Genomic DNA, 15,919 nt, shown 5'->3' with positions numbered 1-15,919 from the left:
GAGTATTTATGAAAGGTCAAATTACTCAAATTATTGGTGCCGTAATTACGGCAGAATTTGAGAACGGCGTTCCGGCAATTTTAGATGCCCTTGAACTCAAACATCGAGATGAGACAATTGTTTTTGAGGTTCAACAACACCTGGGTGGCAATGAAGTCAAAGCGGTTGCAATGGGCTCGACCGATGGTTTGGAACGAGGAATGGAAATCTTGGCAATGGGTAAACCAATTTCAGTTCCAGTTGGCGAGGCTACACTTGGACGAATGCTGAATGTGACAGGCGATCCAATTGATGACGCGCCCGCGCCTAAAGATGCGGAGCGCTGGCCAATTCATCGTTCGGCACCTGAATTTGATCAGCTCACTACGAAAACAGAAGTTTTTGAGACGGGAATAAAAGTCGTCGATTTAATCGCGCCTTTTGTAAAAGGTGGCAAGGTTGGTTTGTTCGGCGGCGCCGGGGTTGGTAAAACCGTTTTGATTCAGGAACTGATTCGTAACATTGCGGCTGAACACGGCGGCTATTCGGTATTTGCCGGAGTGGGCGAGAGAACGCGTGAGGGCAATGATCTTTATTACGATATGCGCGAATCTGGGGTAATTTCGAAAACGGCACTCGTTTTCGGGCAAATGAACGAACCACCCGGAGCGCGCCTGCGGGTTGCCCTAACAGGCCTCACTCAAGCAGAATACTTTCGTGATGAGCAGGGCAAAGACGTCTTGTTGTTCATCGACAACATTTTTCGCTTTACCCAAGCTGGATCAGAACTTTCGGCGCTTCTGGGTCGCATGCCTTCAGCTGTCGGTTATCAGCCAAATTTGGCAACTGAAATGGGAACCTTCCAGGAACGTATCACATCGACACGCAAGGGTGCTATCACTTCAGTGCAAGCGGTTTATGTGCCTGCTGACGACTTAACTGATCCAGCGCCGGCAACAACCTTCGCCCACCTTGATTCAACCGTTGTGCTCTCGCGGAGTCTCTCCGAGCTCGGAATTTATCCGGCGGTTGACCCACTCGATTCAACCTCAACGATTCTCGACCCGAATGTTGTCGGCAAGGATCATTATGAGACGGCGCGCGGAGTGCAAAAAGTGCTTCAACGTTACAAAGATCTTCAAGATATCATCGCAATTCTAGGCATCGATGAACTCTCTGAAGATGACAAAGTTTTAGTTGCTCGCGCGCGGAAGATTCAGCGTTTTCTCTCCCAGCCATTCTTCGTTGCGGAACAATTTACCGGCAAAGCCGGCGCCTACGTGCCGCTTGCCGAAACGATTCGCGGTTTTCAGGAGATTCTTAATGGCAAGCACGACGATAAACCAGAACAAGCATTCTACCTAAAAGGGACGATTGACGATGTCGCCACGGCTCAAAATTGAGATCATCACACCTGAACGCATCGTCTATCGAGGCGAAGCTGATGGGATCAGCTTGCCTGGGCAAGGTGGTGAACTAACGATTTTACCAGGCCATGTGCCGCTTATTTCAGCGCTTAAATCGGGTGAAATCACCCTTCATACTGGTAGCGATCGTCGTCACATGGCGATTCACGGTGGTTTTGTTGAGGTTGATCAACAATCAGTGCGCCTACTAACCGATTCAGCCGAATTGGAAGAAGAAATTGATGAGCGTCGAGCGCATGAGGCCGTCGAACGAGCGCGACGTGCGCGCGATCAAGCCAAGGATGATATTACGACAGCCGATGCCTTAGGGGCGCTTGAAAGAGCGTTAACTCGCCTAAAATTAGCAGAACGCCGCAAGCTTCGTCATCGAACCTAATCGTTTACAATACGGAAGGCGTCTGCGAGTGTGGTTCAATGGCAGAATGCGACCTTCCCAAGGTTGAGACGGGGGTTCGATTCCCCTCACTCGCTCCAGTTTTGTAGAAAAAGATACAGAAGACCCAAGAGCGTGGGACGCGCGAAGCGCGTCCCACTGATTTCCCCCCATTTTTCCAAACGAATTCGGAGTCCCGCCTTCGGCGGGGCGGACTGTTTTTTCGCCAAGAAAGAGGTGCGAGTCAAAGATTTCTTTGGCAGCAACCTTTTTAGCAAAAAGGTTGCTATCCAATGCAATTTTTTCCATATTTCCCGCGTCCTTTATCCACTTTTCCATCGGTTCGAGCCAATGTTTCTGCTTTTGTTGATTACGAGATATTTCCTCCTCCAGCGACTTTTTCTCGGATAGCAATTTTGATTCTTCAGCACGATATACTTCCTTGTCTATATCTTGTTCTAAATAGCCGTCTAAAAGTCGCTGGAGCTTCGCTGTGATGTCAGTAATCATTTTTTGATTTTTTTCAACAAAAGCAGAAACAGATTGGGCGGATTCCGTTTTGTCTTTTTCAAGTCTTCCGTTTAGATAGTTCGCCCAATCTTGTGGCAAAGAAACTTTTTGCAGAAGTGATGAAATTTGCGCGTCCAACGATTCTTGGCGAATACAGGGTTCAGGACATTTTTGAGTTTTAGATTTCTTGGTGCAGTGGCAGTAAGTATAGAAATGTTGTGTGCCGTTCAACTGCGTCTTCACCCTGTATTCGCCAGTGATTTGCATACCGCATGACGCGCACGAAAGGAGTCCGCAATATACTTGTGGTTCATTTTTCTGTTTGTGGCGCGGACGACTTCTCCGTTTCATCACTTCTTGTACTTGATCAAAAAGTTTCTTTGCCACTATTGGCTCGTACTTTCCTTCGTGAAGTTCACCGCCATATTTGAATAATCCGGTGTAAAACGGGTTGGAAAGGATAAAAGTCGCCCTCGTCTTGTGGATTCTCTTTCCGCCGTGGGATAGTATTCCGCGTTGCGCCAAAAAGTTCGAAATGTCCTCCAGTCGCGAATTACTTTTTGCGTATAGCTCAAACGCTTGGCGAATAATCCGAGCTTTCTTTCTATCCACCACGATTGATTTTGTGCGGACATCGTTTATGTAGCCAATGGGCGCAACGCTCGGATATTCGCCCCTGCGAACCTTTTGGCGCAAACCCCTTTTCGTGTTTTCGGAAAGAGAATCCACATAGTATTTGCTTTGTCCAAAAGCGATGTTCAACATAAATTTCCCTTGCGGAGTTGGCTCAAACCAAAATTGCGGAAAGCGCAAAGAAGCAATGGCTCCGGTGTCCACCAAGTAAATTATTTTTCCACCATCAACGCTATTGCGGGCGAGACGATCTGGGTGCCATGCCAAAATGCCAAGCGGTTTTTTATAGGTGGATTGTTCTGCAATCACTCTGACGTTAAATGGCTCTGCTTTCATAAAATCCCGCACAAAACGTGCGGGATTTCGATTAGTATAGTGTCAAGTTCTTGTTGTAGATGAATTCGCGCTACTTTATATACAGCCACCACCAAATTTAATTTTAGTTATATTGTAACTATGACACTCGTGATAAGCACAATTTTTCTTAGTGTCGCACTCGGTTTATTGATTTTGGGATTGTCCGGCCTGATATCAGTGGCTGGCGGAGCGCAATTTGTTAGCACACCTCCCGGACTCTTTCATGTGATACTCGCGCTCGCGCAACTATCTCCAGGCGAACATTTTACAGAACTCGGTTCCGGCCGAGGAATGCTCTGTGCCTATGTTTGCAAACACGGCTCTAGTTTAGCCGAAGGCGTCGATATTTCTCTGCCGCTGGTTTTATTTGCTCGGTTACGGCACCGCGGGATTCCTGGATTGACTTTTCGATGCGCAAATTTATATACAACCAATCTTAAAAAAACTTCGACTGTTTATTGCTATCTCTTACCGCACATTATGAAACGCCTTGAAAAAAAATTCGAACAAGAATTAAGGCATGGCGCGCGCGTTATTGCCTATTGTTTTCCGCTCCCAAACCGCAAGCCAAGTGAGACGTTCCAACGCACCACCCAATACGGACCGTTTTATGTCTATGAATACTAGAGTCAATGTGTTATCCACAAGTATGCATTTACCTGATTGATTCTCCTGATATGATGCAGTTAGTAGTAAAAGGCTAGGAGGTCGATATGTTCGACGATATGCCAAATATGCCTGGAAGTGATGATCAACCAGGCGGCGTGCCGCCAGTCGCTCCATCGGCTCCATCTGATACCCCGGCTCCAGCGGGGATGCCAGATGAAAGCACTAAGGAAGACGATGGCATGGGCGGTGGGATGCCTCAAGGAACTCCGCCAGCACAGTAAAAAATAGTGCAAGCTCAAGAAAAGCCCCTCAAAAGGGGCTTTTCTTGACACGTTAAAGACTATCTAGTTTAGAATAAAAATAACAATTTAATCTTAAGGTCACTATCATATCTTTAGGGAAAGTCCGGTGAGATTCCGGCGCTGTGCCGCAACGGTAATCCACTTCGAGTGGGAGTCCGACAACCAGCCTTAAGAAATTTACAGTGCTCACCTCCGTTGCAGAGGAGAATATGGAAACTCTTGAGGCACAACTATCTTCACGCGAGCTTGAACAGCATCATCCAGTCAATGAGAATCTTGAGTTAGTTGATTGCAAACCAAATCAGGACGAGTGCCAAGTACAAGAATCTTGCCATGAAGGAATTGGGCAAGATTTTTTTGCATTTTATCCACAAACAAATAAAGAGACTTGGTATTACTTGTCGCAAAATGAGAATCAAAGTCATTCTCTTCTCCTCTGGCAATGTCCTAAAGAGATTTCTCCACACAAACTACTCATGCCCCTCATTCCTCTCGAGCAAAGTGATAATCTCTCCCAGGTACTGCGTGACAATGGTTTTGTTGAACTTGACTTTGATCTTATCGGCGAGCAAGAATTTGAAGAAATTGAAAAATTGTGCACAGAACTCAACCAGTTCGGCTCTGCGCTTAGAAAATCGCCAGAGACTCGCCAAGAACAGTACTTTGAGCTTGAACCAGAGACTCATATTGTCCGCGCGACGATCCTGCCAGAAACATCTTTACCGGACTATCAAGTCACGAACATCGACCCTCAAGATGATCCATTCAGGCCCGTAAAAAAAATAGAATCGCTTGAGCAAGAAGAGAAGCATCAGCTTTTTCACTTTTCACTTTTACGCACAGAAACTGGTTTTGAGCTCATCAATGAAGACGGCTCGCCTCTTGTGCATTGGGACTTAGCCGACCCTGAACAATTTAGTTTATATGCGACTCTGGTGAATGAGCTTTCTGTGCGAGGAGAGCACATTTGGGCTACACATATTCCGAACGTGAACATTTTGATGACAAACATTTATCGCACTCTGGGCGACCCAAATATACTTCAAGTCGGCAAATGTCTTGGAGTTGAGATGAAGTCGAATCTCGAAGAACTAGATATTCTTCTGCCAATAGAACCAGCCGACCTAGATAACTCCTCCGGCATAGAGGACGAAACACTCAACATGCCTGCTCCAACACAAATTAAACGAACGTTGAATGTGTGCACGTACGTAGATGGGAAAGCAGGGAATACCGATGAGGATGCTGAAAAGAATGAGAGTGAGAATGAAATTAAGCGAGAAGATTCATTTGAATTTGAGCTAAAAAACCTAGCCGAAAATGTGCAGCCAGGAGAAAAAACTGATTGGATAGAACATATTGAACCAAACGAAGTTGATACAAAAATCCAGGCAGACCATATTAAAACAGAACATAAGAGTTTAAAGAATCACATAGCTAGCGATAGAATTACATCAAAAATAGATTTGATTGAGCCAATCATAGATGCAGAATATGTCATTAAGAGCATCTGCGAATGTAAAACAGATAGTTTAGTTTCTAGAGATGAACTCATTATACAACCAACGAACGTTCAATGCATAGAGCAACCTGCCCCCGCCATCAGTCCGCCCCATCGGCCGTTACAAGAAGAAACAAAAGAAAGCCATTTAAGACGAGCCGAAAGCATTGAAACTGAAATGCCACTCACTAGGGTTTGCCCTATAAGCATCAGTCAAACTCCAACCGACGAATGTTTACAAAAAATATCAGTTGATTCACCCAAGGCTAAAGAACGCCCTTCTGCTGGGAGTGTAGCGAGTGTGAGAAAATCTTACCATTTGCCTAAACCCAATCTCCCATTTTTAATATCCGAAAATCTGCAAAAACCAAGGCCGAAATCGCAGAAAACAAAGCAACTCGAACCAGTAATTCATCTAACTCACGAACGTAGCATGTATAGAAAAAATTCCGGTGTTTCAGCATCGAGCATGGGACACACTCACCGAAAAAAAACGGCGCGAGAAGAGGCAAAAAGTCAAACGATTCATTTGCAAAAATTTGAGAAAAGTGAAAAAGCAGGCATTGAGCATTATCGAAACGAACGTGTAATGAATAGAAAATCACGGCATGTTTATGAAGAATTTAGTTCTTCCTATAATAAGTCGGTCATTCCATACGAGCATAAACGAAGTGTAAACAGAAAAAATGGCGCAGTCGCTCTACAGAGAATGACTAGAAGAGCTGACAAAATTGATCACATCAAGTTGCAAGCCGAGATAATGACTCCCCGGGACACAACCGAGTCAGTAATCTGTGGCGTTTTAGAACGTTGCAGGCGACAGAATGCTTGGCAAAATAACTCAAATCAATATGTTTTGACACAATTCGAGGAAAGTGTCGTTCCTACGGCCAAAATCAGACCCCTAGAACTTGCCCTGGAGGCGCTCTCTGCCTTCTCCCTGAAAGTAGATATCTTTTCTAAATCTGTGCAAGTTTCACTCTTAAATCAAAATATATACGACCGTGTATATTTTGCCGAAACAGCTGCAGGTTTTGGGTTTTCTTTTTCGGACAACTTAAAAGTTAGTTTTGAATTGGATTAAGACAAAATATGAATTCTTCAATCTTCGTTCCATTCTCCCCACCCAAAAAACTGCCGGGACTTAACAGCGATCAAAAAAAAGTGCTCGAAAAATTGATCCGGTCATTGAGTGGTAAGACAAAGAAACATGTTTTCTTAACCGGCAAACGCGGTGTTGGTAAACATACCTTGATTCAGGCCCTATCGACTTACTCGAAAGCGCTCCACCGTACAAAATGTTTTAAATTGGATTCTGGAGCTTTTATCACACAGCTTTATGAACCGACTGATGTTAGTCAATTCTTTCGCGAAACAAATACTTTCGCCAGGACACATTCTAGGGCGCTGATTTTTATTGATGAACCCGAACTGATTTTTGACAGTATTGACCGAATTGAAGCGCGTCGCCTCGCGCGCTGGCTAAGGGAATTAAACGATGCATTCGACGTTCGGATTGTCATGCTCGGTTCCAATACAATATATTTAAACTCTTTTCCATTATTGATCTCTAAATTTGATTTTTTGCATCTAAATGGCTTTTCTGATCAAGAAACTGGAAATCTTCTCCAAGCGCAGGGGCCAGAAATCAACTCTTTAACACAAAAAATAACTAGTTTGACAAGACGTTTTTTCCCTCAATATGGCTTGCCTGGCGGCGCGCTTGAACTCTTGCAGAACGCTTCTGAAATTGCCGAGCAATGTCGCGAAACTCTTAACCAACGCCATCTGTATGAATGGATAAGCGAGGTGCGAGGCATTCCGCTTGCCGCCCTTATGGTTGATGAATCAACTCAACTTATTAGCCTCAAGCAAAATTTAAAAAAAGACATCATCGGTCAAAACCACGTCATCGAATCAGTTTGTCGCACTATTCTGCGCGCGAGTGTCGGTTTGCGTCCGAATAATCGCCCAATCGCAAGCTTTCTCTTTCTTGGCCCTTCAGGAGTGGGTAAAACTGAACTGGCAAAACGCGTAGCGGAACAACTTTTTAAAAGTCCGGACGCTTTTATTCGCATTGATATGTCGGAATTTTCCGAGTCCCATACTGTCCAACGCTTAATTGGCGCTCCACCAGGTTACATTGGCTATGAGGAAGGCGGCCAACTAACTAATCCGGTTTACAGAGAACCTTATTCACTGGTTCTTTTAGATGAGATTGAAAAAGCCCACCCAAAAGTTTTCGACATTTTTCTCCAGCTTCTTGATGACGGCCGTCTCACCGATGGCAAGGGCCAGACCGTTGATTTTACCCACACCATTGTTGTTGCCACCAGTAATATCGGTCTAAATGAAATTATCACAGCGGCCCACGACGGAACACTTTCCAACCATCAGACCTTCTTACGCGACAAATTATTTCCACTTTTAATTCGTCATTTTCGACCCGAGTTTTTGAATCGTTTTGACGGGCTCCAGGTGTTTCAGCCACTCCAAATTCAACATCTTATTGAAATAGGACAGCGCGAACTTAAAAGCGTCGCCAAATACCTACAAGACCGCCACGTTACACTGCATGTCCAAAGCGAGACTCTAGTAAAAATTGCGCATGAGGCCTATGAACCAACATTTGGCGCCCGGCCAATGCGGCGCCTTATCCAGGATAAAATTGAATCGCCTTTAGCCGAGAAAATTTTGCGCGGCGAGCTTTTACCAAATAGCTCAATTACCGTATAAAATAGTACGGGATTCAAGTCCAAGTCTGTCTGATAACCAGCGTTCGGCATCTATTGCCGCCTTACAGCCTGCCCCAGCCGCTGTGATCGCCTGACGATAACGATGATCCTCAACATCTCCAGCTACAAAAACACCTTCTTTACTTGTTGCCGAATTCGGATAACCAACTATATAACCTTTTTCATCCAACTCAAGTTGGCCCTGAAAAATTTCAGTGTTCGGTTTGTGGCCGATCGCCACAAAAAGTCCACTGACTGAAATCTCACTCACTTCGTCAGTTTGAGTATTACGCAGTTTCAAGCCCGTTACTTGCCGATCGCCCAAAACTTGCTGGACCTCCTGATTCCACAGAACTGATATTTTAGCGTCGTTCGAGGCGCGCTGTTGAAGCGGCTTTGAGGCTCGAAAAGCATCCCGACGATGAATGAGTGTCACATGAGAGGCAAAACGAGTTAAGAAGGTTGCTTCTTCCAACGCTGTATCGCCACCGCCCACAACCGCGATCTTCTTATCACGAAAAAAGAATCCGTCACAAGTCGCACAACTAGAAACTCCCTTGCCGCGAAGACGGGTTTCAGATTCCAAACCGAGCCATTGTGCCGAGGCGCCGGTGGCGATAATCATTGCTTCAGCTTGATATTCTGTTCGATCAACCCATAAACGCAGAGGGCGGGCGCTGAAATCCACTTTAGTTACATTAACACGAACAATCTCGGCCCCAAACTTTTGCGCATGTTCTGTTAAACGCTTCATCAGTTCCGGACCCAAAATGCTTGTGAAACCTGGAAAGTTCTCAACGTCGGTCGTAAGCATAAGCTGACCGCCAGCTTCGCGGCCAGCTAACACTAGGGGTTTAAGCTCGGCCCGAGCAGTGTAAAGTGCGGCCGTCATGCCCGCTGGTCCAGAGCCGATGATAATAACTTTATAACGTTTGCCCATAGTGATTACCTCCAGTTTTGCTATGCTAACATATTATGAAGGAGGGGAATGTCACCAGAACTTCCCAGGGATGTTTTTTGGCAGAGTGTTTCAGTGAAACATGCCCTGGATGCCTTAGCGACTCAACCAGGCGGGTTGTCGACGCTTGAAGCGCGCAGACGCCAGCGTCTTTATGGCTTAAATCAGATTACGCCGCCGCGCCAAACCAATCAATGGCAACTCTTTTATTCGCAATTCACCAACCCCTTGGTTTATGTCCTAATTATTACTGGCGGGATTACTTTCTTTCTTGGGCGAACCCTCGATGCCACTGTTATTTTTGGAATCCTGCTTGCCAATGCGCTAATTGGTTATGTCCAAGAACGCAAGGCTGAAGAAAGTTTAGCCGCCTTACAAGCAGCACTCGCTCGCACCACACGAGTTTTACGGAATCACGTTGCAGTCACCTTACCCGTTACCCAATTAGTGCCTGGCGACAGTGTGGAATTGAGCGCTGGCATGACAGTTCCTGCCGACATTCGCCTTGTGGCGAGTTATGGCCTGACGGCCGACGAATCGATGCTTACAGGTGAATCGGCATCAGTAAGCAAGCAAACGCGCTCTTTACCATCCGAGACGCCGCTCGCCGAGCAAGCTAATCTGCTTTTCGCCGGCACAATAATAACGAGTGGCCGAGGCGATGGGGTGGTTATCCGAATTGGCATGCAAACCGAGTTCGGCAAAATCAGTACGACCGTTGAAAAAATGTCGCTCGAAGAAACTCCCCTCAATCATCAACTTGAAACCTTCAGTAAGGCGCTCCTTCTCATCATCTTGGCGATCGTCGCTCTTATTGCGCTCATTGGTGTGATGCAAAACCTTGATCCGGTTGAGATGTTCTTTACAGCAGTCGCGGCGGCGGTTTCTGCAATTCCCGAGGGCTTGCCCGCCGGCTTAACAATCGCGCTTGCGGTTGGCGTGCAAAAGATGGCGCACCGACACGCAATCGTGCGCAAATTAGCGGCAGTGGAAACTTTGGGCGCGCTCACAGTCATCGCAACAGATAAAACTGGCACACTCACCGAAAATCAGCTTGTGGTGCGAGAGATCTATCTCCCAAATACTCCCCAGATATCTGTCGACGGAGAGAGCAACGCTCCTCATGGCAAATTCAAAATCGACCAAATGCAAATTAAGTCGAGTATTCTGAAGCGCGTTCAAGATTTTCTGCGGATTGGCATTCTTGCAAATGATGCTATCGTGAGTTGTCAGACCGATCACTGCACATTTACAGGCGATCCGACTGAAGGCGCTCTGGTTATTGCTGGCCTTAAGATTGGCTTAGATCCAATTCAACTCCGAACACTCGCGCCTCGTAATTCTGAAATTCCATTTGATTCCAAGTACCGCTTAATGGCAACTCTCCATGGCGCTCAAATTGCGGTTAAAGGCAGTGTTGAGACAATTCTCGATCACTCACGCCTGACACCGATTAAACGTCAAGAAATCTTAAAGGTCGCCGAAGCGTGCGCCGCGCGTGGTTATCGTTTACTTGCATTTGCAGAAGGTCGATTGCCAGCAGGAAAAAATCTAACGCTCGATACCTTACCGCCTTTAACTTACTTGGGCTTTGTCGCGATGAGTGACTCGCCCCGCCCCGGTGTTGCTCAAGCAATTCAACAAGCCAAACTGGCTGGCGTTCGTGTTCTAATGGTGACAGGCGATTCAGCCGCCACTGCTCAAAACATTGCTGTTCAGCTTAAGATCGCCTCGCCAGAAAGTGAAGTTTTTACCGAAAAGACGCTAAACGCTCTGACTGTTCCAGAATTTAGTCGCTCTGTCCGCACTGGCGCTATTTTTGCCGAAGTCTCACCCGAAATGAAACTCCGCATTGTCGAAATGCTGATACAACAAGGCGAGATCGTTGGAGTGACGGGTGATGGAGTCAACGATGCTCCAATTCTCAAACGCGCCCACGTTGGCATTGCCATGGGCAAGGGCGGCACAGATATTGCGCGCGAAAGCGCGGATTTAGTTCTTCGCGATAACAGCTTCGCTACGATTATTCAGGCAATTGAAGGTGGACGGATAATTTTTGCCAATATCCGTCGTTCGATCTGGTATCTGCTTTCAACTAATAGTGGCGAACTGCTTTTGCTTTTATTGGCGCTTGGCGCTGGCTTGCCACTTCCTCTTTTGCCGATCCAAATTCTTTGGATCAATGTTGTAACCGATGGAATAGCCACCGTTGCGCTCGCGCTTGAACCAGCCCACGCCGGAACTCTCAAGTTAAGACCGCGAGCTTTGAGCGAACCCCTTCTGACTCAATCCATGCTCATAAAAATTTTAGCCTTGGCGAGCGTAATGGCGGCCTGGTCGCTTTGGCTTTTCACAAATGCTCTGGAAAGTACACAGTCCTTAACCTATGCCCGATCGGTCGCCTTTGCCTCAATTTCACTTCTTCAAGTCATCAATATATTTAATGCTCGCTCACTTCATACTTCGCTTTTGGCGCTTCCCTTGCGCACTAATCCGATTGTCCTTCTTTCTGCGTTCGGTTCATTTTTACTGACCTTAGCCACGCTTTGGAGTGTGCCCTTGCAAACTCTTTTCAACACTCAACCGATTACTCTCCAAGATTGGGGTTATATTGCCCTAGGTTGCGCTATGATATTGGCAACCTCGGAAATTATAAAACGCTATGCAAACTCTGTACGATGAATCCAGATCATCCCCCCGGCCGCGCTTTTGGCTAGGCTTAAGCGCGCTTGTAGTTGCCGCGATTGTTGGTGGCGTTCTCGGCTATCCACTAATTTTTCCAGAAGAATCTTCTTTAACCGCAATTACCCCGCTTGATCAATTAAATGTCAGCGCCGACACGCGAGCAATCCCAACTAAAACAGGAATCGTTTCTGAAACCAAAGTTGTCACTAAAACACCAATCGAGTTCACATCCTTCACGGATGAAATTTCTGGCATCAGCGTTCGCTATCCGAATGATTGGCTCTCGCGCTCCAATGATGGCCAGCTGATTTTGCGCTCCGATTCTTGCGGCGCTTCAACGGCTATTTTCTACCCAGCCGAACGGCTTGAGGATGATTTTTCAGCCGCGGATTTATTAAAAGAGTACCTTAAGCTCTTAAGCAATACCGTCACCACAAACGACGACACTCTGGCTCTCGGTACAATCAGTGATGAGCAGACAAATCAATCCTCGGCGCTTTTAAGTGGCCAACTGTGCGGAAATGAAATCCTAGGGAGCGTTTCAATTACACTTGCAGGCGAACGAATGCTGTTTAAGGCTGGTTGGGCGCCAAAAACTCTTGGTGAGGGTGGACAGACAATGCTCGGAGAAATTTTGCAAAGTTACAAAACTCATTCAAGCGCAACCTTGCTTAAGGTAAATCCTGGAACACGTTTCCGCATCGCGGCGCCAGAAAACTGGACGTTCAGCGAGCAAGAACAAAGCGCAATGGCCGAGTTAAACGATGAACGCATTCTTCTTGCCGCTCTCGCCTGGCCTATAAGTGAGAACTTGGGCGCCTTGGCCAATCTCTGGCTTCAGTTCGAAACAGATTCGGGCAAAGAGCTTTCAAACCAAAATGAGGTGAGCGCTTTTGAATATGTATCAAAAGATTCAAAGGCGCGCGAGTGGCAGTTGCGTTCCATTGAACTTGAGTTCAGTCGGAGCGGTGTACAGAAGCGTGGTTGGCTCACAACCGCCAGAAACTCTACTCTGGGCGATACTGGCCTAGTGCTCTGGGTTGAGGGAAAATCTGAAACTTGGCGCGCTCGCTCGGCGCTTTATCGGGCATTACTTGAACAGAGCGCATTAATCAACGCGCAATATAAGGCTGAAGATTTACCTTTGGCGCCTGATTACCTTGCGCCAGCTCAAGATGTGTCAGCACTGACTGGCAACGATCTCACAACCAAACTTTTAGAGAATCCCTCCTGGCGCGGAACAATTCTAACCTACGATTTAGTCGAATCTCCGAGCGACGCGACACGCTTTTTTACTCCAAGAACTATACGCTCTACGAACGGAACTTATATCCGCACGCTCGCAAATGGATCTACAGAATCTCTCAAACTTGTCAGCCAAGAATAAAAAAGAATGTCTACGCATAGAACTACGATCGAAACGGCGCAGATATGTCATTGGCGCTCACGCCAGCAACATCTTTTTGTCACGATTCCTAGCCTGCCATGAGTTCGCCGTGGCAAAGAGATATTTTGTATATGTTGATCATCAAGGCGAAGCATCAACTAACGGCATCATCAACTGGATTCTTAAGAATGATAAGCAACTTTTTTTGCCGGTGCGTATCTCGGAAAAACAGATGCTTCCAGCGCGAGTTGCGAGAACTTTTAATGTTGATAGAAATGGATTTCTAACTCAAAAAAACTGGGTACCATATCGAGAGAAAATTGACGTTTGTCTTGTGCCCGGATTGGCTTTTACAAAAGCTGGTCAACGTCTGGGTACGGGTAAAGGTTATTACGATCGTTACCTTGCCCAATATCCTCCTTATAAAAGTGTGGGGTTAGCTTGGGATTGGCAGATTCTGCCCGACATTCCAACTGAATCACACGATGTTTTAATGAATTACATTCTAACGCCAACCCATCTTTACGTTGGTAAATAATCTCTGGTGGGCTCGTGCAGACTCGAACTGCAGACCTCTACCATGTCAAGGTAGCGCTCTAACCAACTGAGCTACGAGCCCTAGTTGAAGTGGTACTCTACCCTATTCTCTAAGTTTTGGCCATTCCTGAAAGATCACTGAAATCCCAGCGGCTAGGGGCACGGCGATAATCGCGCCGGCAATGCCCGCTAAATTCGCCCCGACTGCAAGAGCGATAATGACCACAACCGGTGAAAGTCCAGTTGTGCTTTGCATAATCTTGGGTACCAAAAAGTTGCCTTCAATTTGCTGAACAATCGCGTAGAAGATCAAAACAAACGCCGCAAGCTTGATCGAACCAGCGGCATAAGCAACTAAAATCGCTAAAATCCCGGCAGTAATTGCCCCAATGAAGGGTACAATTTCTAAAAGTCCGGTGATCACGGCAAGCGCGAGCGCGTAGGGCACATTGAGTACCACAAGCCCAATAAAGGTAACAAAGCCGACAATAATGCTTAAAGTGATTTGCCCACGCAACCAATGACCGATTTTATCGCTAGTTTTGGAAAGAATCGCCAAAATTGGTTTGACTTTATTCGCTGGCAATAGCGTAATAAGGGTGTTGCGAGCCTCACGCACATCAAGCAGAAGGTAAAAGCTTAGAACAAAAATCGTCACCACCGAGACGATGCCGCCAAATACCTGAACAGTTGTTGAAAACACGCCTTGAGTAAAAACACTTAATTGTGAAGTTAACGAGCTTAAAACTTGCTGGGCGCCGGATTCCACTAAGAAAGAATAAAGCGGAGTTAGGCGCTGAATAATGGCAGGAAAACTTTCGGTGAAGGTGACAAGTTGAATAATAAGCGGCGGCAGAATAAGTGAAAAGATCACTGCGAGCGCGGTAATCAAAAGAAGATACAAAAGAGTAACACTTGCGGGGCGCGGAATGCCCTGGCGCACAAACCAGGTTACGGCAGGATTAAGTGCGGCAACGATAATTAGAACAACAAAGAGTAAGCCAAGAATATCAAGCACGCGCCATAACAGGAAAAGTCCTATCAAGATGATAAAAAATCGCACCATCGTCCAGGTTGTGAGTTCAATACGTTGAACTGGGGTATGCATATTGTTTAGTATACACTAACTTGGTCGGAGTGCCGGGACTCGAACCCGGGGCCTCAGCGTCCCGAACGCTGCGCGCTACCAACTGCGCTACACTCCGAAGATTTGATCTTACCAGATGAAACAGGTTAAAATAAGAGCATGCCCTTGTAGCTCAACTGGATAGAGCAGTCCCGTCCTAAGGGAAAGGTTGTAGGTTCAACTCCTACCAAGGGCGCCAATAGTGTATACTGCAAATAAGCAGGAGGTTTATGAAAAAAGTAATTAGTTTAGTGGTTCTGGTAGCGTTTTTAAGCCCGAGCACAATTCTTGCCCAAGATGCAGATACAGTCCGCGAGCGGGCAGAGAAAAAAATCGAGGCCGCCAAAGAACGAATGGCCGCAACTAAAGAGAAGATTACTGAACGTCGATGCACGCGCGGAGAAGCGCGCATTGAGCGAAGAATTAGTCTATTTGAAATTGTCCGCGAGAAGCGGGCGAACCGATATACCAAACTCAAGCGACGCATGGAAGCGTTAATTACGAAACTTGAAGACGAAGACTATAATACCGCAATGCTTAAAGATCATTTAATTGAATTCGACGCCAAAATTGATGTTTTTCAAACTTCTTTTCTGGATCACATCGATCAACTGACTGGCACCCAGGAATTTGCGTGCGGCGAATCCGAGGGCGCTTTCATGAACGCCTTGAATAACGCGCGAGCGCAAATGAAGACAGTCCGCACTGCCGCCGAAGCTGTTCACACCTATTGGCAAACTGTGATTAAAGAAGATTTGAAATCGCTCAAAGCGCAAAAATCTTCAGCGAGTGAATAAGGA

Annotated in this window: 12 protein-coding genes, 4 tRNA genes, 1 pseudogene and 1 riboswitch; of the genes and pseudogenes, 12 read left to right on the top strand and 5 right to left on the bottom strand. The window is 46.3% G+C overall.

Going from position 1 to position 15,919, the window contains the following annotated elements; genetic code table 11:
• The first annotated feature begins 8 nt into the window (after positions 1-8).
• The 3 genes from atpD (at position 9) to HYW32_01370 (ending at position 1,880) form a co-directional block, all read left to right on the top strand.
• Entirely contained in the window at positions 9-1,382 is a 1,374-nt protein-coding gene (gene atpD / locus HYW32_01380) for a F0F1 ATP synthase subunit beta (GenBank protein MBI2589660.1), read from the top strand.
• Positions 1,360-1,782, top strand: a complete 423-nt coding sequence (atpC, locus tag HYW32_01375; GenBank protein MBI2589659.1) for an ATP synthase F1 subunit epsilon — start codon at positions 1,360-1,362, stop codon at positions 1,780-1,782. The genes atpD and atpC overlap by 23 nt, the downstream gene beginning before the upstream one ends.
• Positions 1,783-1,806: 24 nt before the next feature.
• A tRNA-Gly gene (locus HYW32_01370) sits at positions 1,807-1,880 on the top strand.
• A 748-nt stretch (positions 1,881-2,628) separates the two neighbouring features.
• On the opposite strand, the pseudogene HYW32_01365 reads toward HYW32_01370, so the two are convergent.
• Positions 2,629-3,258 (bottom strand): annotated as a pseudogene (locus HYW32_01365) (recombinase family protein).
• A 120-nt stretch (positions 3,259-3,378) separates the two neighbouring features.
• On the opposite strand from HYW32_01365, the gene HYW32_01360 reads away from it, so the two are divergent.
• From HYW32_01360 to HYW32_01345, 4 genes are all read left to right on the top strand, one after another.
• Entirely contained in the window at positions 3,379-3,906 is a 528-nt protein-coding gene (locus HYW32_01360; GenBank protein MBI2589658.1) for a hypothetical protein, read from the top strand.
• Positions 3,907-3,992: 86 nt separating this feature from the next.
• Complete coding sequence (locus tag HYW32_01355) at positions 3,993-4,169, top strand: hypothetical protein (protein MBI2589657.1); 177 nt, start codon at positions 3,993-3,995, stop codon at positions 4,167-4,169.
• Between the two features lie 79 nt (positions 4,170-4,248).
• Positions 4,249-4,376, top strand: a riboswitch (cobalamin riboswitch).
• Between the two features lie 23 nt (positions 4,377-4,399).
• Complete coding sequence (locus HYW32_01350; GenBank protein ID MBI2589656.1) at positions 4,400-6,775, top strand: hypothetical protein; 2,376 nt, start codon at positions 4,400-4,402, stop codon at positions 6,773-6,775.
• Between the two features lie 8 nt (positions 6,776-6,783).
• Positions 6,784-8,427, top strand: coding sequence for an AAA family ATPase (locus HYW32_01345; GenBank protein ID MBI2589655.1), 1,644 nt, complete (start codon positions 6,784-6,786; stop codon positions 8,425-8,427).
• On the opposite strand, the gene trxB is transcribed toward HYW32_01345, so the two are convergent.
• Positions 8,413-9,366 carry a thioredoxin-disulfide reductase gene (gene trxB, locus HYW32_01340; GenBank protein ID MBI2589654.1) on the bottom strand — a complete coding sequence of 318 codons (954 nt, stop codon included), beginning with the start codon at positions 9,364-9,366 and terminating at the stop codon, positions 8,413-8,415. The two genes, HYW32_01345 and trxB, sit on opposite strands and share 15 nt — an antisense overlap.
• Before the next feature lie 48 nt (positions 9,367-9,414).
• Here trxB and HYW32_01335 point away from each other — a divergent pair, with 48 nt between their 5' ends.
• The 3 genes from HYW32_01335 to HYW32_01325 are packed head-to-tail and all read left to right on the top strand — an operon-like array spanning position 9,415 to position 13,994.
• Positions 9,415-12,066 carry an HAD-IC family P-type ATPase gene (locus tag HYW32_01335; protein MBI2589653.1) on the top strand — a complete coding sequence of 884 codons (2,652 nt, stop codon included), beginning with the start codon at positions 9,415-9,417 and terminating at the stop codon, positions 12,064-12,066.
• Positions 12,047-13,456 carry a hypothetical protein gene (locus tag HYW32_01330; GenBank protein MBI2589652.1) on the top strand — a complete coding sequence of 470 codons (1,410 nt, stop codon included), beginning with the start codon at positions 12,047-12,049 and terminating at the stop codon, positions 13,454-13,456. Before HYW32_01335 ends, HYW32_01330 begins: the two co-directional genes overlap by 20 nt.
• A complete protein-coding gene (locus HYW32_01325) occupies positions 13,416-13,994 on the top strand; it encodes a 5-formyltetrahydrofolate cyclo-ligase (protein MBI2589651.1) in 579 nt (192 codons plus the stop codon). The genes HYW32_01330 and HYW32_01325 overlap by 41 nt, the downstream gene beginning before the upstream one ends.
• 4 nt (positions 13,995-13,998) lie before the next feature.
• Here the strand turns inward: HYW32_01325 and HYW32_01320 are convergent.
• The 3 genes from HYW32_01320 to HYW32_01310 form a co-directional block, all read right to left on the bottom strand.
• Positions 13,999-14,075 (bottom strand) — tRNA-Val (locus HYW32_01320).
• Positions 14,076-14,096: 21 nt separating this feature from the next.
• Positions 14,097-15,101, bottom strand: coding sequence for an AI-2E family transporter (locus HYW32_01315; GenBank protein MBI2589650.1), 1,005 nt, complete (start codon positions 15,099-15,101; stop codon positions 14,097-14,099).
• Between the two features lie 21 nt (positions 15,102-15,122).
• A tRNA-Pro gene (locus tag HYW32_01310) sits at positions 15,123-15,198 on the bottom strand.
• A 43-nt stretch (positions 15,199-15,241) separates the two neighbouring features.
• Between HYW32_01310 and HYW32_01305 the strand changes: the two genes are divergently transcribed.
• Both HYW32_01305 and HYW32_01300 read left to right on the top strand, forming a co-directional pair.
• Positions 15,242-15,318, top strand: a tRNA-Arg gene (locus HYW32_01305).
• Positions 15,319-15,349: 31 nt separating this feature from the next.
• Positions 15,350-15,916: a hypothetical protein gene (locus HYW32_01300; protein ID MBI2589649.1), complete on the top strand. Its 567-nt coding sequence runs from the start codon at positions 15,350-15,352 to the stop codon at positions 15,914-15,916.
• The last annotated feature ends 3 nt before the right edge of the window (positions 15,917-15,919 follow it).

The sequence above is a fragment of the Candidatus Berkelbacteria bacterium genome, from assembly GCA_016187225.1.
Lineage (GTDB): Bacteria > Patescibacteriota > UBA1384 > JACPKC01 > JACPKC01 > JACPKC01.
This window is presented reverse-complemented; position numbering and strand designations above follow the sequence as displayed.